Origin of the sequence: Streptomyces fradiae ATCC 10745 = DSM 40063, assembly GCF_008704425.1 — a bacterium.
Classification (GTDB): Bacteria; Actinomycetota; Actinomycetes; order Streptomycetales; family Streptomycetaceae; genus Streptomyces; species Streptomyces fradiae.
In genome coordinates this window covers 5,652,638-5,674,123 of sequence record NZ_CP023696.1, presented here as the reverse complement: position 1 = coordinate 5,674,123, position 21,486 = coordinate 5,652,638, and the positions used below count along the sequence as shown (strand labels likewise).

Sequence of the window (21,486 nt, the reverse complement as noted above, 5' to 3'; positions counted from 1 at the left end):
GGCCTGCCCCGTAGCGTGGCCCCCATGGAACGAGGCGCGCGAGGGAACACGGGACGGCAGCGGCTTGTGGTGGTCGGCGGCGACGCGGCGGGGATGTCCGCCGCGTCGCAGGCCCGCCGCCTGAAGGGCCCCGACGAGCTGGAGATCGTGGCGTTCGAGCGGGGCCGCTTCACGTCGTACTCGGCGTGCGGCATCCCGTACTGGGTCGCCGGCGACGTCACCGAGCGGGACCGGCTCGTCGCACGGACCCCCGAGGAGCACCGCGCCCGCGGCATCGACGTGCGGCTCCGCTCGGAGGTCGTCGGGCTGGACCTCGACGGCGGCCGGGTGCGCGTGCGCGATCTGGAGTCCGGCGCCGAGTCGTGGACCGGGTACGACCGGCTGGTCCTGGCGACCGGGGCGCGGCCCCTGCGCCCCGCCCTGCCGGGCATCGACGCGCCGGGCGTGCACGGGGTGCAGACGCTGGACGACGGGCAGGCCCTCATCGACGCGCTGGACGCCGCCGGGGGGCGGCGGGCCGTCGTCGTGGGCGCCGGGTACATCGGCGTGGAGATGGCCGAGGCGCTGCTGAGGCGGGGCTACGAGGTGACCGTCCTCGACCGGGGCGAGCAGCCGATGTCGACCCTCGACCCGGACATGGGGCGGCTGGTCCGCGAGGCGATGGACGGCCTGGGCATCACCACGGTCAGCGGCGCCGAGGTGACGGAGGTCCTGACGGGCGCCGACGGGCGCGTACGGGCCGTGGCCGCGGGCGGCGAGGAGTACCCGGCCGACGTGGTGGTGCTCGGCATCGGCGTGGAGCCCGAGACGACCCTGGCGCGGGAGGCGGGCCTGCCGACCGGTGCGTACGGCGGGCTCCTCACCGACCTGGCGATGCGGGTGCGCGGCCGGGACGAGGTGTGGGCGGGCGGTGACTGCGTGGAGGTGCTGGACCTCGTGTCGGGGCGGGAGCGGTACATCCCGCTCGGCACCCACGCCAACAAGCACGGCCAGGTGATCGGGGCGAACGCGGCGGGCGGCTACGGCACGTTCCCCGGCGTCGTCGGGACGGCCGTCAGCAAGGTCTGCTCGCTGGAGATCGCCCGTACCGGGCTGCGCGAGCGGGACGCCCGCGAGGTGGGGCTGCGGTACGTGACGGTGACGGCCGGGTCGACGAGCCGGGCCGGGTACTACCCGGGCGCGGAGCCGATGACGGTGAAGATGATCGCCGAGCGGCGGACGGGCCGGCTGCTGGGCACGCAGATCGTCGGCCGGGAGGGCGCGGGCAAGCGCGTGGACATCGCCGCGGTCGCGCTGACGGCCGGCATGTCCGTGGACCGGGTCGCCGCGCTGGACCTCGGGTACGCGCCGCCGTTCTCGCCCGTGTGGGACCCGGTGCAGGTCGCCGCCCGCAAGGCCGCCGCGGCGGTGCGCGAGGCCGGCTGAGGGGGCGGGCCTTCAGGGGCGGGCGCGCCCTTCCGTGGCCTCGGGGCTCGGTTCGGGGCCCAGGTCCAGGGGCCTCGGGGCTCCTGGGCCCCGGGCCCACGGGCCGCCACGGCGTGCGCCCTTCGGCCCCGGCCCGCGCCCCCTTCGCGACCGGGGCGTGACCGGCTCGACGACGAGGACGGCACGGAGGAGCGACGAGCCCTTCCCCTCAGGTCTGGGGGCTCTCCTCCAGCCAGCTCGGATCCGAGACGAGAGCCTGCAACTCGTTGACGAGCCGGGCCGAGTGGAACCCGTCCGCGGCGGCGTGGTGCACCTGCACCGCCAGGGGGAGCAGGACCCGGCCGTCCCGCTCGGTGTAGCGGCCGAGCGTGAAGATCGGCGCGAGGTGGTCCCAGCCGTTGCCGATGGCGAGGTCGAACCCGGTGAAGGACGCCCATGGCAGGCTCGACACGTCGAACGCGTTGGCCGGCAGCTCCCCCTGGGGGAAGAAGTCGGTGGCCCGGCCGTGCTCCGCGAGCAGGGGCGCGGCCACGTCGTGGAACGCTCCGAAGTCCGCGTCATGGGGAGCCCACACGCACGCGAACGTCTCGCGCTCCGGGTTGAACACCGTGAAGGCCGGGTGCACGACGGGCCAGACGGCCGGCTCACCCGAGTCGGTGAGACACATCCTGAACTCGTCGTGGCGGTTGACGACCGTGGACAGGGCCCAGACCTGCGCGATGTAGGACTTGCGCCGCGATCGACGCAGTGCCGCGGTGAAGGCGGTGACGTCCAGCTCCACCGTCATCGCGTACGTGCACGGAACGCTCCGGCGGTAGTGCTCGAAGTGCTGTCGGCGCGGCCACGTGTCGAGGTCGATCGGGGTGGGGGCGTCCATCGGATCATCATGCCACCCGTCGGCACCCGGTCCGGACGCGGTCGCCGGGACCGCCGGGCCCGGCCGGAGGGGCGGAACCGATCCGCGCTTCCCCCCCTGGACGCGCACCGGCTCCCCGCCGTCCGGCCGCTGACGGAGACGGCCCCCTTCCGCTCGCCGCCCGGCCCCCCGCCGCCACGAACTGGCGCTGGAGGGTGCCCACCGACACCCGGGCCTGCCCTTCGAGCGCGGGTGCGGGCCCTCTAGGGTCGGTCCATGATCAGTTCTTTCAGCGAGGGCTTCGTGCGGGCGACGGAGCCGCACGCCGGGTGGGGCATGCAGCAGTTGGAGGCGTTCACCGCCTTCCTGCCCTCCGGCCCGTGGGGGGCGGACCTGGAGGCGTGCGTGTACCGGCAGGGCGGGCTCGAGTTGCGGGTGGGCCTGCTCGGTTCGTACGACGAGTCGGACGGCTCGTGGATGTGGGCCTGGGCCAACCCGGGCTTCGCGGGCACGCCCGTCGCGGCGGCGGCCGAGGCGCTGCGCCGGTTCGGCGAGGAGCGGGACGTGCCTGAGTTCGCCCGGGAGCTGGTCTCCCTGGCGGGCTTCGACGACCCGCGCATGGCGGTGGAGCGGCTGGCGTTCGGCGCCATGGGCGTGCTGGGCGCCGCCGGGTACATCGGGGTGGAGGCGGGGCCCGGTACGCGCGCCTACCTGGTGCCGGACGACCCGGCGGTGCCGTTCCCGGCCCCTGACCCGGTGGCGCTGCCGCGCGTGCTGCTCACGGCCGTGGGCCTGGTGCCCGGCCTGCGGCCGCGGGCCGTGGTGGCGGGGTACTTCGCCCGGCACGGGATGGAGGCACGCCCGGTGGCCGACGGCGGTCTGGGCGCAGCGCTGCCGGACGGCTCGGCGGTGGAAGTGGCGTTCGACGCGGAGGGCCGGATCGCGCGGGTGGACGTCACGGCGGTGGGCCGCCCGGCGACGGACTGACCCGGGCCCCTGCGCCCGGCGACGGACCGAGCCCGAAGACCGGGCCTCCTGCGACCGCCCGGGTCCGTCCCCGGGGCGACCGCCCGAGCCCGGCCCGCCCCTGGGGACGGCCGCGGCGCGAGCCCCGGCCGCCCGCGCGTCGGCCGCCGGCCCGGGCCCGCCCCGGTCGGCGTCCGCCGGCCCGAGCCCGCGCCCCTGTCGGCCGTGGACGGCTTGAGCCGGTCCGCGCGGCGACGGCCGGGGCCCGGCCCGCCCGGTTCGGCCATGCCGGGGCCGGGTAGGCCGGGGCCCGGACCGCCCGGTTCGGCTGATGCCGTGGCCGGGTAGGCCGGGGCCCGGCCCGCACGGTTCGGCCGATGCCGGGGCCGGGTGGGCCGGGGAGCCGCGGCCCGGCGGCTAGCGGGCGGTGCGGGTGTGGACGTACTCGACGAGGCGGGTCAGCGCGTCCGGGTTCGTCGTGGGCAGCACACCGTGGCCGAGGTTGAAGACGTGGCCCTCCAGCCCCGCGGCGGCGTCCAGCACACGGCCGGCCTGCTCCTCAACGGCCTCGCGCGGGGCGAACAGCACGGCCGGGTCCAGGTTGCCCTGGAGCGCCTTGCCGGGGCCGACGCGGCGGGCCGCCTCGTCCAGCGGGACGCGCCAGTCGACGCCCACCACGTCGGCGCCCGCCTCGCCCATGAGGCCGAGCAGTTCGCCCGTACCGACGCCGAAGTGGATGCGGGGCACCCCGTACCCGGCGACGGCGTCGAAGACCTTCGCCGACGCGGGCATGACGGAGCGGCGGTAGTCGTCCGGGGCCAGCGCGCCCACCCAGGAGTCGAAGAGCTGCACCGCGGAGGCGCCGGCCTCGATCTGGACCTTCAGGAACGCCGCGGTGATGTCGGCCAGCCGGTCGAGCAGGTCCGCCCACAGGCCGGGGTCGCCGTACATGAGGGCCTTGGTGTTCTCGTGGTTGCGCGACGGGCCGCCCTCGACGAGGTAGCTGGCCAGCGTGAAGGGCGCGCCCGCGAAGCCGATCAGCGGGGTGGCGCCGAGCTCGCCGGTGAGCGCGCCGATGGCCTCCGTGACGTACGCGACGTCGTCGGGGGTCAGGTCGCGCAGCCGCGCCAGGTCCTCGCGGCGGCGGATCGGCTCGGCGACGACGGGGCCGACGCCGGGCTTGATGTCCAGGTCGACGCCGATGGCCTTGAGGGGCACGACGATGTCGCTGAAGTAGATCGCCGCGTCGACCTTGTGGCGCCGCACGGGCTGGAGCGTGATCTCCGTGACCAGCTCGGGCCGCATGCAGGACTCCAGCATGGGGACGCCCTCGCGGACCTTCAGGTACTCGGGCAGTGAGCGCCCCGCCTGGCGCATGAACCAGACAGGCGTGTGCGGCACCGGCTCGCGGCGGCAGGCCTTGAGGAAGGCGGAGTCGTACGTCTGCGTCGGGGGGCCCGGGGGGCGGGTGTTGGCACTCACGCCTCGCATCTTCGCATGTGCGGGTGGGCGGGCACGCGGGGCGGGCGCGCGGTCCGGGTGTCTTGCCCTGCGCGCGGCCCCCGTTCCGCCTACGCTTCCCCGCATGGCTGCGGCTCAGGAACAGTTCTCCGGTCACTCCGACGGCACCGAGGGCACAGACGGCGGGGAGGGCGGCCCCGTCCCTCCTCCCGTCTTCCGGGCCGCGGTCGACGCGCTGCGGGCGGCGCGCCCGCGCCCGGAGATCGAACTGGAGCCCACCCGGCCGCCCCGGCGGCTCGCCCCGTGGGCGTACGCACTGGAGGCCGCCGCCGTGGAGGACGGCGAGGACCTGGCGGACGGGCGGCTGGTGCTGCTGCACGACCCGGCCGGGCACGAGGCGTGGCAGGGGACGTTCCGGCTGGTCACGCTGGTGCGGGCGGAGCTGGAGCCGGAGATGGCGGCCGACCCGCTGCTGCCGGCGGTGTGCTGGTCCTGGCTGACGGGCGCGCTGGAGGCGCGGGGCCTGTCGTACGGGGCGGCGAGCGGGACGGTCACCCAGGCCGGGTCGTACTACTTCGGCGGGCTGGCGGGGCGCCGGCCGGCCACGCAGATCGAGATCCGCGCCTCCTGGACGCCGGAGGAGGGCCGGGGCGGCGCGCCGGACGCCGCGGCGCACCTGGCGGCATGGGCGGACCTCCTGTGCCAGGTGGCGGGCCTGCCGCCGGCCGCGCCGGGGCCCGCGGACGGGGGCGGCGGGGGTGTGGTGTCCCTCCCCCAGCGCCGGGGCCCGCACCACCCGTAAGCCCCCACCCGCAGCCGCCTCGCCCCCCTGCCCCGCTTCCCCTTCCCCGTTTCCCCCTCCCCCGTTTCCCCCTCCCCTGCCCCCGCCCCGGCCCCGTCTTGCGCCGGGGCTCCGCACGCCGTCCCCTCGGGTACGGGCTCGCCGCCCCGGAAGCCCCTCCGGGAAAGACCCCCTGCCGGCGGCAGGCCGGGCGAGGGCCCCTTCCGAACCCGTAAGGGCAGGGGCTCCCCTACGGGCAGGGCTTCCCGCGCAGGCGGGGGCCACCCGTACGGGTCATGCCTCCCACGGTCACGCCGCCCCCCAAGGGCACCACCGGCCCCGCCCGGAAGCGCCTCCCCCGGGGAAAGAGACCGCCACGAGCGGCGACGCCCGGACGGCGCCTCCCCTACGGGCTCTGCCGGACCGGGCCCGGACAAGGCCCTCCCGGACCGGACGACCGGGCCCGTTCACTCCCTCGTAGGGCGCTCGTTCACCCGTCCGAATTGCCCCAATTGTTACCGAGTAATCCGCGATCTTCCCCTAAAGGAGCACGCGATTGCTGCCGAAGAGGTCTGTGACCCTATCTGCACGGTTCGCCCCGGCCACTCCCCGAGCCGGGCAGTGTCCCGCACCTTCCCAGGAGGCCTGGTGTCCGTTCTCCTCGAGCAGCCCGCAAGCCTGGTCGCCTACCGCCCGAACAAGCCGACCGCCATGGTCGTCGTGGCCGACCCGCGCGTCCGCTCCACCGTGACCCGCCATCTGTGGGCCCTCGGAGTGCGTGACGTCATCGAGGCGTCGTCCATCGCGGAGGCCCGCCCCCGTATCGGCAACCCGCGCGACATCTGCGTCGCCGACGTCCACCTGCCCGACGGCTCCGGTCTCACCCTGCTGTCCGAGACCCGCGCCGCCGGCTGGCCCAACGGCCTGGCCCTCTCCGCCGCCGACGACATCGGCGCGGTGCGCAACGCGCTCGCCGGCGGCGTCAAGGGCTACGTCGTCACCGGTACCCGAACCAACATCGGGCACCCCACCCGTCCGGGCGCCGCCCCCATCGGCGCCGCCGCCGCCCGCCTCCACCGCCGCCCCCCGGGTGCCCCGAGCCACCCGGGCGGCTACCGCGAGCTGTCCGGCCGCGAGGTCGAGGTCCTGCGACTGGTGGCGGAGGGCCAGTCGAACAAGGCCATCGGCGTGTCCATGGGCCTGTCCGCCCTGACCGTCAAGTCGCACCTGGCCCGCATCGCCCGCAAGCTGGGCACCGGCGACCGGGCCGGCATGGTCGCCGTCGCGCTGCGCACCGGCATCATCCACTGACCGTCCCCGACCCCCACCGCGCCCGCCGACGGAACGTTCCGTCGGCGGGCGCCTCGCGTTCCCCGATACCCTTGACAGGTGACCGACGCCCAAGACACCGCAGAAGAGACACCACTGCGAACCACCGGGGGCGGCCCTCCGGACGACGGCGTCGCAGCCGGCCGGACGGCGGCCCCGGAACCGATCCCCTTGCTGGAGCCCCGCGAGGGGGTCCCGCCCGTCGTGGCCGACGCCGAGGCCCTGGCCCGCGTCGTCGAGGCGTTCGCCGCCGGCACGGGCCCCGTGGCCGTCGACGCCGAGCGGGCGTCCGGCTACCGCTACGGGCAGCGCGCCTACCTCGTGCAGCTCCGCCGCGAGGGCGCGGGCACGGCCCTGGTCGACCCGGTCGGCTGCCCCGACCTGTCCGCCCTCGGCGAGGCCCTCGACGGCACCGAGTGGATCCTGCACGCCGCCACGCAGGACCTGCCGTGCCTGCGCGACATAGGCATGCTGCCCTCCGAGCTGTTCGACACCGAGCTGGCCGGCCGCCTCGCGGGCTTCCCCCGCGTCGGCCTCGGCGCGATGGTCGAGTCCGTCCTCGGGTACGTCCTGGAGAAGGGCCACTCCGCGGTGGACTGGTCCACCCGCCCGCTGCCCGAGCCGTGGCTGCGGTACGCCGCGCTCGACGTGGAGCTCCTGGTCGACCTGCGCGACGCGCTGGAGAAGGAGCTCGACCGGCAGGGCAAGCTCGAGTGGGCCCGCCAGGAGTTCGCCGCCATCGCCGCGGCCCCGCCCCCGCCGCCCCGCAAGGACCCCTGGCGCCGCACCTCCGGGATGCACAAGGTGCGCCGCCGCCGCCAGATGGCGGTCGTACGGGAGCTGTGGACCGCCCGCGACCGGATCGCGCAGCGGCGCGACGTCTCGCCGGGCAAGGTGCTCAGCGACGCGGCGATCGTGGAGGCCGCGCTCGCCCTGCCCGCCGACGTGCAGGCGCTGACCGCGCTGCCCGGCTTCGGGTCCCGCATGGGGCGCAGGCAGCTGGAGCAGTGGCAGGCCGCCGTGGACCGCGCCAAGGCGCTGCCGGACGCGCAGCTCCCGCAGCCCGGCCAGGCGCTGGCGGGGCCGCCCCCGCCGCGCGCCTGGGCGGAGAAGGACCCGGCGGCGGCGGCGCGCCTGTCGGCGGCGCGCGCGGTGGTGTCGGCGCTGGCCGAGACGCTGAGCCTGCCGCAGGAGAACCTGATCGCCCCGGACACCGTCCGGCGGGTCTGCTGGGAGCCGCCCCGGGACGCGTCGGAGGACTCCGTGGCGCAGGTGCTCGCCGGCCACGGCGCCCGCCCGTGGCAGATCGAGCTGGTGACGCCCGCCCTGGCCGGGGCGCTGCGCACCGCGAAGCCCTGAGACGGCGCCGCCGCCCCCTCCCCGGTACGGCCGGGGAGGGGGCGGCGGCGTGTCACGCGGGCCCGTCTGGCGGGCAGCCCCCGTGCGGGTCCCGCGCGGACCGCGCCGGGCGGCTCAGGAGGCCCCGAGGGTGGCCGGGAACCGCTCCCAGACGCGATGGGCCGGGAGCAGCGTGAGGACCTCCGCCACCGCCCGCTCACCGGACTCGGCGACGGCCACGCCCGGCGCGTCCAGCGGCACCCCGGCCGCCTCCAGCGCGGCCTGGGCCCCGGCCCAGACGGCGATGGCCTTCGCGTGGCGGAACGCCTCGGACGCCATCAGCAGCACCCGCGGGTCGACGCCCCGCGCCGCGGTCGCCGCGTCGCCGGCCTTGGCGTCGCGGGCTCCGCCGGCGTCGCCGCCCCGTGCGGGCACCCCGGCCAGCAGCAGCGCGTCGAACTCGGTGGACCGGGCGGTGGCGAAGGTGCGCTGCACGGCGACGGGGTCGCCGCCGTCCCCGTCGAGCATCCCGCCCGCCGGGGCGACGACCAGCGGCACGAGGCCCGCTTCCAGCAGGGCGCTCCGGGCGGCCCGTACGCCCTCCAGGTCGCCGTCGGGCGCGGCGACGATCCCGACGATCCGGCCCTCCACCGGCCATTCCCGGCCGAGCTGCGACAGGGCGGGGCTCGGCGCCACGTCCGCCGCCGGCACGGTTGGCTCGGGAGCGGGCAGGCCCAGCCCCTCGGCGACGCGGCGGCACAGCTCGGCGTCGATGTTGGCGAGGACCTTCAGCCCGCGTTCCTTGATCGCCTGCTCGTAGCACTTGCCCAGCTCGAAGGTGTACGCGCCGATGATGTGCTCCCGCTCGGGCGGCGTCATGCTCAGCCAGAAGCGGCGCGGCTGGCTGAAGTGGTCGGCGAACGTCTCGGGCGCCGTCCGCTCCTTCTTCGCCTCCGGCACGGTCACGGGCGTCTCGACGTACGCGCCGGTGTCCGCGCCCGCCAGGAAGGGGCAGCCGCCGTCGAGCGAGTTGGGGCGGTACGGCGCGACGCCGCGGTGGACGGCCGTCTGGTGCATGCCGTCGCGGAGCATGTCGTTGACGGGGGCGTGCGGGCGGTTGATGGGGATCTGCCCGAAGTTCGGCCCGCCGAGACGGCTGATCTGGGTGTCGAGGTAGGAGAAGAGGCGTCCGCTCAGCAGCGGGTCGTCGGTGATGTCGATGCCGGGCACGAGGTGGCCGGGGTGGAAGGCGACCTGCTCGGTCTCGGCGAAGTAGTTGGACGGGTTGGCGTTGAGGGTGAGCAGCCCGATGGGCTGCACGGGGGCCAGCTCCTCCGGGACGATGTTGGTCGGGTCGAGCAGGTCGATGCCCTCGAAGGTCTGCTCCGGGGTGTCGGGGAAGGTCTGGACGCCCAGCTCCCACTGGGGGAAGGCACCCGCCTCGATGGCGTCGGCGAGGTCGCGGCGGTGGAAGTCGGGGTCCATCCCGTTGATGATCTGCGCCTCCTCCCAGACGAGGGAGTGGACGCCCAGCTTCGGCTTCCAGTGGAACTTCGCCAGTGTGGTGGAGCCGTCCGCGGCGACGAGGCGGAAGGTGTGGACGCCGAAGCCCTCCATCATCCGGTACGAGCGGGGGATGCCCCGGTCCGACATGTTCCACAGCGTGTGGTGGGTCGCCTCGGTGTGCAGGGTGACGAAGTCCCAGAACGTGTCGTGGGCGGACTGCGCCTGCGGGATCTCCCGGTCGGGGTGGGGCTTGCCGGCGTGGATGACGTCGGGGAACTTGATCGCGTCCTGGATGAAGAAGACCGGGATGTTGTTGCCGACCAGGTCGAAGGTGCCCTCGCTGGTGTAGAACTTCGTGGCGAAGCCGCGCGTGTCGCGGACCGTGTCGGCCGACCCGCGCGAGCCGAGGACCGTGGAGAAGCGGACGAAGACCGGGGTCTCGACGTCCTTGCCGAGGAAGGCCGCCCGGCACACCCCGGACGCCGTGCCGTACCCGCGGAAGACCCCGTGGGCGGCGGCGCCGCGGGCGTGGACCACGCGCTCGGGGATGCGCTCGTGGTCGAAGTGGGTGATCTTCTCGCGCAGGTGGTGGTCCTGGAGCAGGACCGGGCCGCGCGGGCCCGCCTTGAGGGAGTGGTCCGTGTCGTAGAGGCGCGCGCCCTGCGCGGTGGTCAGGTACGCGCCGGACTGGGCGACCCGCGCGCGGTCGGCGCCGGTGGGCTGGCCGGTGGGGCCGACCGTCTCCGGGCCGGTCTGGTCGGGCTTGGGCGGCAGCGGCTCGCGCACCTCGGTGGGCTCGTCCAGGGACGGCGGCTCGGGGCTGGGGGCGCCGGGGATCGGGGGGTTCGTCATGCGGCCTCCTGGTACGGGACGGATTCGCCTGAGCCTTGACCGCCGCGGCGCCGGGGCTAACGCCCGGCACGCGCACGTCCGTCCAACGGCACACGCGGTCGCGGCGTTCGGCCGGGTGCCCGCCCGCCCGCTTTCCAACCGCCCGGTTCTCCGCGGACCCCACCGGCCGGGAGGTTCAGCCGTCGACGAGGTCCAGGAACAGCACGGCGGTGACGACCAGGACGGCGACCAGCCGGAGCACGGCCACCCCGTCCACGGCGTGCCGCAGCACGTGTCCGGGCACGAGCCGCAGCAGCCATGTGACGACCACCGACCCGAGGACCCCGCAGGCCGCCCAGGCCAGTCCCCCGTGCCCCTCCGGCACCCGGGCGCCCGGTACGGCGGTGGACGACTCCAGGTACATCGCCAGGGCCGTCACCAGCCAGCTCAGGGCGAGCAGCGTCGTGACGGCGCTCTCCACCACGACGAAGAGGAACGGAGCCGAACCGCCCCGCCGCGCCCGAGCGGGGTCCTGTATGCCGGTGTCGTCAGCCATACGAGGCATCCTGCCGCCCCCGCGCCCCAGCGGCGGGTCCGCGGGGGAACACCGTCGTCACATGGCCGGAATCGTCCGCGCCCACCGGGAACCCCGCACGGGCGGATCAGGCCCGGTCGCCGCGCGGGGGTCCGCCCGGCCCGTCCCCCGTCTTCGGCGCCCGTGGGCCCGCCGCACCGCACACCGGGGACGCCGACGCCCGGGGCGCGGCGCCGGGCCGCGAGAGGGGCGTGGTACGGCGCCCGGCGGCAGCATGCGCGGGCTCCGGGGGGCGAGGTGTGCGCGGGGGCGGGGGTGTGACCTTCGACGCTCCCGGCGGGGGGACTGTGCAGTCTGGTTACCCGTAAGTAGCATGGGGGCAGCAAGCGCGCGCTTAGCCGCGTGTGCCGCAGCAGTGCCATCCCGCACCCTGGAGGAGAGCCATCGTGCCTCGTACCGTCAGGGACGTCGTCTTCGTCGACGGCGTCCGCACCCCGTTCGGCAAGGCGGGCCCGAAGGGCATCTACCACGAGACCCGCGCCGACGATCTCGTCGTGAAGGCCATCCGGGAGCTGCTGCGCCGCAACCCCGGCCTCGACCCGCAGCAGGTCGACGAGGTCGCCATCGCGGCGACCACCCAGATCGGCGACCAGGGCCTCACCATCGGCCGCATGGCCGGCATCCTCGCCGGTCTGCCCCAGTCGGTCCCCGGCTACGCCATCGACCGGATGTGCGCGGGCGCCCTGACGGCCGTGACGACGGCCGCCGGCTCCATCGCCTTCGGCGCGTACGACGCCGTCATCGCGGGCGGTGTCGAGCACATGGGCCGCCACCCGATGGGCGAGGGCGCCGACCCGAACCCGCGGTTCGTCTCCGAGAAGCTCGTGGACGAGTCGGCCCTCTTCATGGGCATGACCGCCGAGAACCTGCACGACCGGTACCCGCACATCACCAAGGAGCGCGCCGACGAGTACGCCGTCCGCTCCCAGGAGAAGGCCGCCAAGGCGTACGCCGACGGCAAGATCCAGCAGGACCTGGTGCCGATCTCCGTGCGGCGCACCAACGCCGAGGCCGGCGAGACGGGCTGGGGCCTGGTCACCGCCGACGAGCCGATGCGCCCGGGCACCACGCTGGAGAGCCTGGCGAACCTGAAGACGCCCTTCCGCGTCCACGGCCGCGTCACCGCCGGCAACGCCGCGGGCCTCAACGACGGCGCCACCGCCTCGATCATCGCGTCCGAGGAGTTCGCGCGCGAGAACGAGCTGCCCGTCAAGATGCGCCTCGTCTCCTACGCCTTCGCGGGCGTCGAGCCGGAGGTCATGGGCTACGGCCCGATCCCGGCGACCGAGAAGGCCCTCGCCAAGGCCGGCCTGTCCATCGGCGACATCGGCCTGTTCGAGATCAACGAGGCGTTCGCCGTCCAGGTGCTGGCGTTCCTCGACCACTACGGCATCGCCGACGACGACGCCCGCGTCAACCGGTACGGCGGCGCCATCGCCTTCGGCCACCCGCTGGCCTCCTCCGGCGTCCGGCTCATGACGCAGCTGGCCCGGCAGTTCGAGGAGCAGCCGGAGGTCCGCTACGGCATCACGACCATGTGCGTCGGCTTCGGCATGGGCGCGACGGTCATCTGGGAGAACCCGAACCACAAGGACGCCGGAGGCACCAAGTGACCAGCACCACCGAGCTGCTGAAGGGCGCGGCCGAGCTGTTCCCGGACGAGGTCGTGACGACGGCGCACGTACGCCACTTCGACCTTCCGCTGGGCGCGGGCCGCTTCGCCCTCATCACGCTGGACAACGGCTTCGACCACACCAAGCCGACCACCTTCGGCCCGCAGTCGCTGGCCAACCTGAACGCCGCCATCGACCAGGTCGAGAAGGAGGCCGCCGACGGTGAGATCGCCGGTGTCGGCCTCACCGGCAAGCCGTTCATCTTCGCGGTCGGCGCCGACCTCAAGGGCGTCGAGCTGCTGAAGCGCCACGAGGACGCGCTCGCCATCGGCAAGGGCGGCCACGACGTCTTCAAGCGGCTGTCCGGCCTGGCCGTCCCCACCTTCGCGTACTACAACGGCGCGGCGATGGGCGGCGGTGTCGAGGTCGGTCTGCACTGCTCGTACCGCACCGTGTCCAAGGCCGTGCCGGCCTTCTCGCTGCCCGAGGTCTTCCTGGGCCTCGTCCCCGGCTGGGGCGGCTGCGCGATCCTGCCGAACCTGATCGGCGCGGACCGCGCGGTCTCGGTGATCATCGAGAACTCGCTCAACCAGAACCGCCAGCTCAAGGGCAAGCAGGTCTTCGAGCTGGGCATCGCGGACGCGATGTTCGAGGGTGCCGACTTCCTGGAGCAGTCGCTGCTGTGGACCGCGAAGGTCCTCAAGGGCGACGTCACCGTGGAGCGCCCCGAGGTGGACCGCGGCGAGGCGTGGGACGCCGCCGTGGCGCGCGGCCGGTTCATCGCGGACGGCAAGGTGCACGGCGCCGCCCCGGCCGCCTACCGGGCCCTCGACATCATCGAGGCGGCCAAGGACGGCGACCTGCAGAAGGGCTTCGACGCGGAGGACGCCGCCCTCGCCGACCTGATCATGGGTGGCGAGCTGCGCTCCGGCATCTACGCCTTCAACCTGGTGCAGAAGCGCGCCAAGCGCCCGGCCGGCGCCCCGGACAAGAGCCTGGCCCGCCCGGTCACCAAGGTCGGCGTCGTCGGCGCCGGGCTGATGGCCTCGCAGCTGGCGCTGCTGTTCCTGCGCCGCCTGGAGGTCCCGGTCGTCCTCACCGACATCGACCAGGAGCGCGTCGACAAGGGTGTGGGCTACGTCCACGCCGAGATCGACAAGCTGCTCGGCAAGGGCCGCATCCACCAGGACAAGGCCAACCGCCTCAAGGCGCTGGTGAGCGGTGTCCTGGACAAGGCGGAGGGCTTCTCCGACGCGGACTTCGTCATCGAGGCCGTGTTCGAGGAGATGTCCGTCAAGCAGAAGGTGTTCGCGGAGGTCGAGGCGGTCGCCCCGGCGCACGCGATCCTCGCCACCAACACCTCGTCGCTGTCGGTCTCGGAGATGGCGTCGAAGCTCCGGCACCCGGAGCGGGTCGTCGGCTTCCACTTCTTCAACCCGGTCGCGATCCTCCCGCTGCTGGAGATCGTGCGCGGCGAGCAGACCGACGACGCGTCGCTGGCCACGGCCTTCGCCGTCGCCAGGAAGCTGAAGAAGACCGCGGTGCTGGTGAAGGACGCCCCGGCGTTCGTCGTCAACCGCATCCTGACCCGCTTCATGGGCGAGATCCAGAACGTCATCGACGAGGGCACCCCCGTCGCGACGGCGGAGAAGGCGGTCGAGCCGCTCGGCCTGCCGATGTCGCCGCTGGTCCTGCTGGAGCTGGTCGGCCCGGCCATCGGCCTGCACGTGTCGGAGACCCTGAACCGCTCCTTCCCGGACCGCTTCACGGTGTCCCCGAACCTGAAGGCCGTCGTCGAGGCGGGCAAGCGCGGCTTCTACGTCTACGACTCGGGCAAGCCGGAGCTGGACCCGGAGGTCGCCGCGCTGCTGAAGCAGGGCGACACCGTCCTCACCGAGGAGCAGGTCCGCGCCCGCGTCCTGGACGCCGTCGCGCAGGAGATCGGCCTCATGCTGGACGAGGGCGTCGTCGCCGAGGCGCAGGACATCGACCTGTGCCTGATCACCGGTGCCGGCTGGCCCTTCCACCTGGGCGGCATCACGCCGTACCTGGACCGCGAGGGCGTGTCGGAGCGCGTGAACGGCAAGCCGTTCCTGCCGCAGGGCGTCGCGAGCGTCCCCGCGTAACGACCGCGCGGCCCAGGCAGCCGAGGGCCGGACGGGCCGTACGGGATCCCCTCCCCGTACGGCCCGTCCGCCGTTCCATCGGCCACCCGCCCCGCCGGCCCGCGACGCGGCGGGGCGTCGTGCGGCGCGCACCGCGGGGGTTCACGGCCGGGTACGCGCCGCCCGCGGCGACGCGGGCGGACTCGCCAGGCCGCGGTCCCGTCCGGCGGGGCCGGCGGCTCACCCCTGCGCGGGGCCCGCGCGGCGCGGGGCCCGCGCGGCGCGGGGCGGCGCGGGGGCTCGGGGCGTGCCCGGAGGGCGGGGGTTCACTCCCCGGCCAGGGCGTCCAGCAGCGACTGGCCGTACTTGGCGAGCTTGTTCTCCCCGACCCCGCCGACCGCGCCCAGCTCGGCGAGGGTCGCGGGCGGGGCGACGGCGATCTCCCGCAGCGTCGCGTCGTGGAAGACGACGTACGCCGGGACGCCCTGCTCCTTGGCGGTGGCCGCCCGCCAGGCGCGCAGCCGCTCGAAGACGGGCAGCGCCTCCTCGGGCAGGTCCGCGGGCGCGGCCTTCTTCCGGCCGCCGCCGGACTTCGCGGAGGCGCGGGCCGGCTTCTCCGGCTCGCTGCGCAGCAGCACCTGCCGGCGGCCGGACAGCACCTCGGCGGAGTCCTCGGTGAGGGCGAGGGTGTTGTACTCGCCCTGCACGGCGAGGAGCCGCTGCGCCAGCAGCTGCCGCACCACGCCGCGCCACTGCGCCTCGGTCAGCTCCGTGCCGATCCCGAAGACGCTCAGCGCGTCGTGGTCGAAGCGGATCACCTTGTCGGTCTTGCGGCCCAGCAGGATGTCGACGATCTGCCCGACGCCGAACGACTGGCCCCGCTCGCGCTTCAGCCGGACCACCGTCGACAGCGCCTTCTGCGCGGCGACGGTGCCGTCCCACGACTTGGGCGGCGTCAGGCACGTGTCGCAGTTGCCGCAGGGGCCGCTCTCCTGGCCGAAGTAGGCGAGCAGCTGCACGCGGCGGCACTCCACGGTCTCGCAGAGCGCCAGCATCGCGTCGAGGTGCGCCGCGAGGCGGCGACGGTGCTCCTCGTCGCCCTCGCCCGTGTCGATCATGCGGCGCTGCTGCACCACGTCGTTCAGCCCGTAGGCCAGCCAGGCCGTGGACGGCAGCCCGTCGCGGCCCGCGCGGCCGGTCTCCTGGTAGTACCCCTCCACGGACTTCGGCAGGTCGAGGTGGGCGACGAACCGCACGTCCGGCTTGTCGATGCCCATGCCGAACGCGATCGTCGCGACGACGACCAGGCCGTCCTCCCGCAGGAAGCGGGACTGGTTCTCCGCGCGGACGCGGGCGTCGAGGCCGGCGTGGTAGGGGACGGCGTCGATGCCGTGCTCGACGAGGAACGCCGCGGTCTTCTCCACGGAGGCGCGGGACAGGCAGTAGACGATGCCCGCGTCGCCCTCGTGCTCGCCGCGCAGCAGGGCGAGGAGCTGCTTGCGCGGCTCGTTCTTCGGGGCGATGCGGTACTGGATGTTGGGCCGGTCGAAGCTGGCGACAAAGTGCCGGGCGTCCTGCAGCTTCAGCCGGGCGGCGATCTCGGCGTGCGTCGCCCGCGTCGCGGTCGCGGTCAGGGCGATGCGCGGCACGTCGGGCCAGCGCTCGTGGAGCTGGGAGAGCTGGAGGTAGTCCGGCCGGAAGTCGTGGCCCCACTGGGCGACGCAGTGCGCCTCGTCGATGGCGAAGAGCGAGATCGTGCCGCGCTCCAGCAGCCGCAGCGTCGCGTCGACGCGCAGCCGCTCGGGCGCCAGGTACAGCAGGTCCAGCTCACCGGCGAGGAACTCGGCCTCCACCATCCGCCGCTCGTCCGGGTCCTGCGTGGAGTTGAGGAAGCCGGCGCGCACGCCGACGGCGCGCAGCGCGTCGACCTGGTCCTGCATCAACGCGATCAGCGGGGAGACGACGACGCCGACCCCGGGGCGCAGCAGCGCGGGGATCTGGTAGCACAGCGACTTGCCGCCGCCGGTCGGCATGAGGACGAGCGCGTCACCGCCGCCCGCGACGTGCTCGATGATCTCCCGCTGCTCTCCGCGGAAGGAGTCGTAGCCGAAGACCCGGCCGAGGACCTCGAGGGCGGGGTCCGTGTCGGATGCGTGCGGGGAAGTCATTCGGCCATAGTACGAGCGCCGCGCGGGGCCCGGAGAAATCCGGCCGGAACCTGTGGATAACGTGGAGGCCATGAGCTCCCCCCTGCTGATCGTGGACGCCGCGAACGTGGTCGGTTCGGTGCCGGACGGCTGGTGGCGCGACCGCCGGGGCGCCGCCGAGCGGCTGCGCGACGGCCTCGTCCGGTACGCGGCCGAGGGGGTGCCCGGGGTGCTGCCGGGCCCGCTGGAGGTGGTGCTGGTGGTGGAGGGCCGGGCGCGCGGCGTGGAGCCGGTGGAGGGCGTGCGGGTGGTGGCCGCGCCCGGCGGGGGCGACGACACCATCGTGGAGCTGGCCCGTGCGGCGCGGGGGCGGCGCTGCGTGGTGGTCACGGCCGACCGGGAGCTGCGCCGCCGCGTCGCCGAGCACGGCGCCGGGCACGCGGGCCCGCGCACGGTGCGGCCCGTCTGAGGACCGCTCGTCCGGTCCGCTTCCGCGCGGTCTGCGGGAACGTCGCGTACGGCCGTCCGGGACCGCTCGTCCGCGCCGGGCGGGCCTCCGGAGCGGCCCGGACGGCGGGTCCGACCGGCGACCGGCCCGCCCGTGCGACCGGCCCGCCCGGCGGTCGGGGCGCCGGCCCGGGGCGCGGTGCCGGTCAGCGGCGGGGGGCGGGGGGTTCGTCGCGGGAGGTGGCGGAGCCGGGGGCCAGGCGGCTGTGGGTGCGGCCGTACAGGAAGTAGACGACGACGCCCAGGGCCATCCAGGCGGCGAAGCGGATCCAGGTCTCGATGGGCAGGTTCAGCATCAGCCACAGCGAGGCGGCCACGGAGGCGGCCGGCAGCCACGGCACCAGCGGGGTGCGGAAGGAGCGCGGCAGGTCGGGGCGGGTGCGGCGGAGGATGACGACGCCCACGGCGACGATGACGAACGCGAACAGCGTCCCGATGTTCACCAGGGTGGCGAGTTCGTCGATGCTGGTCACGCCCGCGATGACGGCGATGGCCACCCCGAGCAGCACGGTCGCGCGGTACGGGGTGGAGTACACCGGGTGGGTGCGGGAGAAGAAGCGGGGCAGCAGTCCGTCGCGGCTCATCGCGAAGAAGACGCGGGTCTGGCCGAGCAGCAGGATCATGCAGACGGTGATGAGGCCGACGGCGGCGCCGAAGCTGATGAAGCCGGCGTACCAGGGGTGCCCGGTCGCCTTGAAGGCGTCGGCGAGGGGCGCGTCGACGGAGAGCCGGGTGTAGTTCTGCATGCCGGTGACGACGATGGAGACGGCCACGTACAGGGCGGTGCAGATGAACAGCGAGCCGAGGATGCCGCGCGGCATGTCCCGCTGCGGGACGCGGGTCTCCTCCGCGGCGGTCGCGACGACGTCGAAGCCGATGAAGGCGAAGAAGACGATGGACGCGGCGGTGAAGATGCCCATGACGCCGAAGTTGGTCGGCTCGTACCCGAAGAGGAGCTGCACGAGCGGCGCGTCGAGGCCGGCGCCGCCGGGCTGCTTCTGCGTCTCGGGGATGAACGGCTGGTAGTTGGCGGCCTTGACGAAGAAGGCGCCCGCGACGATCACCACGAGGACCACCGTGACCTTGATGACCACGACGACGGCGGTGAGCCGGGCGGACAGCTTCATGCCGAGCACCAGCACCCCGGTCAGCAGCAGCACCAGGAGGAACGCCAGCAGGTCGAAGCCGAAGCCCTCCGCCACCTCGCTGCCGGAGAGGCTGTCCGGCAGGCGCCAGCCGGCGTTGTCGAGGAGCGAGCGCACGTACCCGGACCAGCCGACCGCGACGACGGCGGTGCCGAGCGCGAACTCCAGCACCAGGTCCCAGCCGATGATCCAGGCCGGCAGCTCGCCGAGCGAGGCGTACGCGAAGGTGTACGCGGACCCGGCGACCGGGACGGTCGAGGCGAACTCGGCGTAGCAGAGCGCGGCCAGCGCGCAGACGACACCGGCGGCGACGAAGGCGAGCGCCGTGGCGGGGCCCGCGTTCTCCTTGGCGACCTTGCCGGTGAGGACGAAGATGCCGGTGCCGATGATGACGCCGACGCCGAAGATCGTCAGGTCGAGCGCGGACAGCGATCTGCGGAGCCCGCGCTCGGGCTCCTCGGTGTCCTGGATGGACTGCTCGACCGACTTGGTGCGGAACAGCCCGCTCTTCCGGCCGGCCGGTGGGCCGCTCTGTGTACTCACTCCGTCATGATCCGGACAGTTGGCCGGATCTGGTGCATGCGCGGGGTGGTTGTCACACGAACGGGCCGGTGGGACCACCCGAACAGGGTGGTCCCACCGGCCCGTCACCGTGCGGTCTTCCGCCGGGGTGGGCGCCGCGGTCGGCCCGCGGCGCGCGGCCCGCCGGAGGCGTCAGTCGCGGACCGGCTGCGTCGCCTTCCCGCCGTGCGCCCCGGCCCCCGCGGGGGCCTCCTCCGCCGGGCGGACCCGCGCCTGGTGCAGGCCGTCGAGCTTCGAGACCAGGCCGGTGACCTGGCGGGCGATGTCCGGGGCCGTCAGGCCGATCTCGGCGAGGATCTCGGCGCGGGACGCGTGGTCGAGGAACCGCTGCGGGATGCCGAAGTCGCGCAGCGGCACGTCGACGCCCGCGTCGCGCAGCGCCTGCGCGACGGCGCTGCCGACACCGCCCGCGCGGCCGTTGTCCTCGACGGTGACGACGACGCGGTGCCGGTCGGCGAGCGGCGCCATCGCCTCGTCCACGGGCTTGACCCAGCGCGGGTCGACGACGGTGGTGGAGATGCCCTGCTTGTCGAGGAGGTCGGCGATCTCCAGGCACATCGGGGCGAGCGCGCCGACGGAGACCAGCAGCACGTCCGGCCGGTCGGTGCCCGGCTCGCGCAGCACGTCCATGCCGCCGACGCGGGACACGGCCTCGACGGCCGGGCCGACGGCGCCCTTGGAGTAGCGCACGACGGTCGGGGCGTCCTCGACGGCGACGGCCTCGCGCAGCTGGGCGCGGACCTGGTCGGCGTCGCGGGGCGCGGCGATCCGCAGGTTCGGCACGACCTGGAGGATCGACATGTCCCACATGCCGTTGTGGGAGGCGCCGTCCGTGCCGGTGACCCCGGCCCGGTCCAGGACGAACGTCACACCGCAGTCGTGCAGGGCGACGTCCATGAGGACCTGGTCGAAGGCGCGGTTGAGGAAGGTCGCGTAGACGGCGACGACCGGGTGCAGGCCGCCGGCGGCCAGGCCGGCCGCGGACACGGCGGCGTGCTGCTCCGCGATGCCGACGTCGTACACCCGCTCGGGGAAGGCCTTGGCGAACTTGTCGAGGCCGACCGGCTGGAGCATGGCCGCGGTGATGGCGACGATGTCCTCGCGCTCCTTGCCGAGGGCGACCATCTCGTCGGCGAAGACGGAGGTCCAGTCGGCGCCGGAGGAGGCGATCGGCAGGCCCGTGTCCGGGTGGATCTTGCCGACGGCGTGGAAGCGGTCCGCCTCGTCCTGGAGGGCGGGCTGGTAACCGCGGCCCTTCTCGGTGAGGCAGTGGACGATGACCGGGCCGTTGAAGCGCTTGGCGCGCTGGAGGGCGGACTCCACGGCGGTGATGTCGTGGCCGTCGATGGGCCCGACGTACTTCAGGCCGAGGTCCTCGAAGAGGCCCTGCGGGGCGATGAAGTCCTTCAGGCCCTTCTTCGCGCCGTGCAGCGTCTCGTACAGCGGCTTCCCGACGACCGGGGTGCGGTCGAGGATGTCCTTGGTGCGGGCGAGGAACCGCTCGTACCCGTCGGTGGTGCGCAGGGTCGCCAGGTGGTTGGCGAGGCCGCCGATGGTCGGGGCGTAGGAGCGCTCGTTGTCGTTGACGACGATGACGAGGGGGCGGTCCTTGGCGTCGGCGATGTTGTTGAGGGCCTCCCAGGCCATGCCGCCGGTGAGGGCGCCGTCGCCGATGACCGCGACGACGTGGTCGTCCCGGCCGAGCCGCTCGTTGGCCTTGGCGAGGCCGTCCGCCCAGCCCAGGACGGTGGAGGCGTGCGAGTTCTCGATGAGGTCGTGCTCGGACTCGGCGCGCGCCGGGTAGCCGGAGAGGCCGCCCTTCATCTTCAGCTTGGAGAAGTCCTGGCGGCCGGTGAGCAGTTTGTGCACGTACGACTGGTGACCGGTGTCCCACAGGATCCTGTCCCTGGGCGACTCGAAGACGCGGTGCAGGGCGATGGTCAGCTCCACCACGCCGAGGTTCGGGCCGAGGTGCCCGCCGGTCTTGGAGACCGCGTCGACGAGGAAGGTGCGGATCTCCGAGGCCAGCCGGTCAAGCTGCTCCGGGGAGAGCCGGTCGAGGTCGCGCGGTCCCCTGATACGGGTCAGCAATGCCACCCGTGCCTCCTTGCGTGTTGGGCTGGTCGAGGTTGAGCCGGTCGAGCGTGCCGATCCGCCGAGTCTAATGTTCCGTCCCGGAGTGCGGACATCGGGCCATGCCCCGGAGGGCACTGCGACGATCACACGAGCGGCCGATACGAACGTACGCCGATCTACCCCGCCGTGGGCGGCGGGACGCGCGGCGGGGACGTGGTGTCGG

Annotated in this window: 15 protein-coding genes; 8 read left to right on the top strand and 7 right to left on the bottom strand. The window is 74.4% G+C overall.

Annotated elements, in window-relative coordinates:
- Positions 1 to 24 precede the first annotated feature (24 nt).
- Positions 25 to 1,425 carry an FAD-dependent oxidoreductase gene (locus CP974_RS24850; RefSeq protein WP_031129322.1) on the top strand — a complete coding sequence of 467 codons (1,401 nt, stop codon included), beginning with the start codon at positions 25 to 27 and terminating at the stop codon, positions 1,423 to 1,425.
- A 208-nt stretch (positions 1,426 to 1,633) separates the two neighbouring features.
- Here the strand turns inward: CP974_RS24850 and catA are convergent, their stop codons facing one another.
- Positions 1,634 to 2,302: a type A chloramphenicol O-acetyltransferase gene (gene catA, locus CP974_RS24845; RefSeq protein WP_031129321.1), complete on the bottom strand. Its 669-nt coding sequence runs from the start codon at positions 2,300 to 2,302 to the stop codon at positions 1,634 to 1,636.
- A gap of 255 nt (positions 2,303 to 2,557) precedes the next feature.
- Between catA and CP974_RS24840 the strand changes: the two genes are divergently transcribed.
- The gene (locus tag CP974_RS24840) at positions 2,558 to 3,268 is read left to right on the top strand and encodes a DUF6882 domain-containing protein (protein ID WP_031129320.1); all 711 of its coding nucleotides are present in this window, start codon (positions 2,558 to 2,560) and stop codon (positions 3,266 to 3,268) included.
- Between the two features lie 396 nt (positions 3,269 to 3,664).
- Here the strand turns inward: CP974_RS24840 and hemE are convergent, their stop codons facing one another.
- The gene (hemE, locus tag CP974_RS24835) at positions 3,665 to 4,729 is read right to left on the bottom strand and encodes a uroporphyrinogen decarboxylase (RefSeq protein WP_031129319.1); all 1,065 of its coding nucleotides are present in this window, start codon (positions 4,727 to 4,729) and stop codon (positions 3,665 to 3,667) included.
- Between the two features lie 103 nt (positions 4,730 to 4,832).
- On the opposite strand from hemE, the gene CP974_RS24830 reads away from it, so the two are divergent.
- The 3 genes from CP974_RS24830 to CP974_RS24820 all read left to right on the top strand — a co-directional run bounded on the left by CP974_RS24830 (position 4,833) and on the right by CP974_RS24820 (position 8,177).
- Positions 4,833 to 5,510: a DUF3000 domain-containing protein gene (locus CP974_RS24830; RefSeq protein ID WP_031129318.1), complete on the top strand. Its 678-nt coding sequence runs from the start codon at positions 4,833 to 4,835 to the stop codon at positions 5,508 to 5,510.
- A gap of 627 nt (positions 5,511 to 6,137) precedes the next feature.
- Positions 6,138 to 6,800 carry a response regulator transcription factor gene (locus CP974_RS24825; RefSeq protein ID WP_031131797.1) on the top strand — a complete coding sequence of 221 codons (663 nt, stop codon included), beginning with the start codon at positions 6,138 to 6,140 and terminating at the stop codon, positions 6,798 to 6,800.
- Between the two features lie 78 nt (positions 6,801 to 6,878).
- Positions 6,879 to 8,177 (top strand): HRDC domain-containing protein, encoded by a 1,299-nt coding sequence (locus CP974_RS24820; protein ID WP_031131795.1) that lies wholly within the window; start codon positions 6,879 to 6,881, stop codon positions 8,175 to 8,177.
- Positions 8,178 to 8,291: 114 nt separating this feature from the next.
- On the opposite strand, the gene CP974_RS24815 is transcribed toward CP974_RS24820, so the two are convergent.
- Complete coding sequence (locus CP974_RS24815) at positions 8,292 to 10,514, bottom strand: catalase (RefSeq protein ID WP_078915602.1); 2,223 nt, start codon at positions 10,512 to 10,514, stop codon at positions 8,292 to 8,294.
- A 175-nt stretch (positions 10,515 to 10,689) separates the two neighbouring features.
- The gene (locus CP974_RS24810; protein ID WP_031131792.1) at positions 10,690 to 11,049 is read right to left on the bottom strand and encodes a hypothetical protein; all 360 of its coding nucleotides are present in this window, start codon (positions 11,047 to 11,049) and stop codon (positions 10,690 to 10,692) included.
- Positions 11,050 to 11,474: 425 nt separating this feature from the next.
- Here CP974_RS24810 and CP974_RS24805 point away from each other — a divergent pair, with 425 nt between their 5' ends.
- Both CP974_RS24805 and CP974_RS24800 read left to right on the top strand, forming a co-directional pair.
- A complete protein-coding gene (locus CP974_RS24805; protein WP_031131791.1) occupies positions 11,475 to 12,701 on the top strand; it encodes a thiolase family protein in 1,227 nt (408 codons plus the stop codon).
- On the top strand, positions 12,698 to 14,827 hold the full coding sequence (locus CP974_RS24800) for a 3-hydroxyacyl-CoA dehydrogenase NAD-binding domain-containing protein (protein WP_031131790.1): 2,130 nt from the start codon (positions 12,698 to 12,700) through the stop codon (positions 14,825 to 14,827). The genes CP974_RS24805 and CP974_RS24800 overlap by 4 nt, the downstream gene beginning before the upstream one ends.
- Positions 14,828 to 15,132: 305 nt before the next feature.
- Here the strand turns inward: CP974_RS24800 and recQ are convergent, their stop codons facing one another.
- Positions 15,133 to 16,974 carry a DNA helicase RecQ gene (recQ, locus tag CP974_RS24795; protein ID WP_031131788.1) on the bottom strand — a complete coding sequence of 614 codons (1,842 nt, stop codon included), beginning with the start codon at positions 16,972 to 16,974 and terminating at the stop codon, positions 15,133 to 15,135.
- Between the two features lie 70 nt (positions 16,975 to 17,044).
- Here recQ and CP974_RS24790 point away from each other — a divergent pair, with 70 nt between their 5' ends.
- Positions 17,045 to 17,422 (top strand): PIN domain-containing protein, encoded by a 378-nt coding sequence (locus CP974_RS24790; RefSeq protein WP_031131786.1) that lies wholly within the window; start codon positions 17,045 to 17,047, stop codon positions 17,420 to 17,422.
- A gap of 184 nt (positions 17,423 to 17,606) precedes the next feature.
- Here the strand turns inward: CP974_RS24790 and CP974_RS24785 are convergent, their stop codons facing one another.
- Both CP974_RS24785 and dxs read right to left on the bottom strand, forming a co-directional pair.
- On the bottom strand, positions 17,607 to 19,148 hold the full coding sequence (locus tag CP974_RS24785; RefSeq protein WP_051839427.1) for an amino acid permease: 1,542 nt from the start codon (positions 19,146 to 19,148) through the stop codon (positions 17,607 to 17,609).
- Positions 19,149 to 19,319: 171 nt separating this feature from the next.
- Positions 19,320 to 21,284 carry a 1-deoxy-D-xylulose-5-phosphate synthase gene (gene dxs, locus CP974_RS24780; protein WP_051839426.1) on the bottom strand — a complete coding sequence of 655 codons (1,965 nt, stop codon included), beginning with the start codon at positions 21,282 to 21,284 and terminating at the stop codon, positions 19,320 to 19,322.
- Positions 21,285 to 21,486: the final 202 nt, after the last annotated feature.

What these genes read in the sequence shown, in the direction of transcription:
- recQ (WP_031131788.1), bottom strand. Translation starts at nt 16,974, where the DNA reads ATGACTTCCCCGCACGCATCCGACACGGACCCCGCCCTCGAGGTCCTC.
- CP974_RS24815 (WP_078915602.1), bottom strand. Translation starts at nt 10,514, where the DNA reads ATGACGAACCCCCCGATCCCCGGCGCCCCCAGCCCCGAGCCGCCGTCC.
- CP974_RS24850 (WP_031129322.1), top strand. Translation starts at nt 25, where the DNA reads ATGGAACGAGGCGCGCGAGGGAACACGGGACGGCAGCGGCTTGTGGTG.
- CP974_RS24830 (WP_031129318.1), top strand. Translation starts at nt 4,833, where the DNA reads ATGGCTGCGGCTCAGGAACAGTTCTCCGGTCACTCCGACGGCACCGAG.
- CP974_RS24810 (WP_031131792.1), bottom strand. Translation starts at nt 11,049, where the DNA reads ATGGCTGACGACACCGGCATACAGGACCCCGCTCGGGCGCGGCGGGGC.
- CP974_RS24840 (WP_031129320.1), top strand. Translation starts at nt 2,558, where the DNA reads ATGATCAGTTCTTTCAGCGAGGGCTTCGTGCGGGCGACGGAGCCGCAC.
- CP974_RS24790 (WP_031131786.1), top strand. Translation starts at nt 17,045, where the DNA reads ATGAGCTCCCCCCTGCTGATCGTGGACGCCGCGAACGTGGTCGGTTCG.
- catA (WP_031129321.1), bottom strand. Translation starts at nt 2,302, where the DNA reads ATGGACGCCCCCACCCCGATCGACCTCGACACGTGGCCGCGCCGACAG.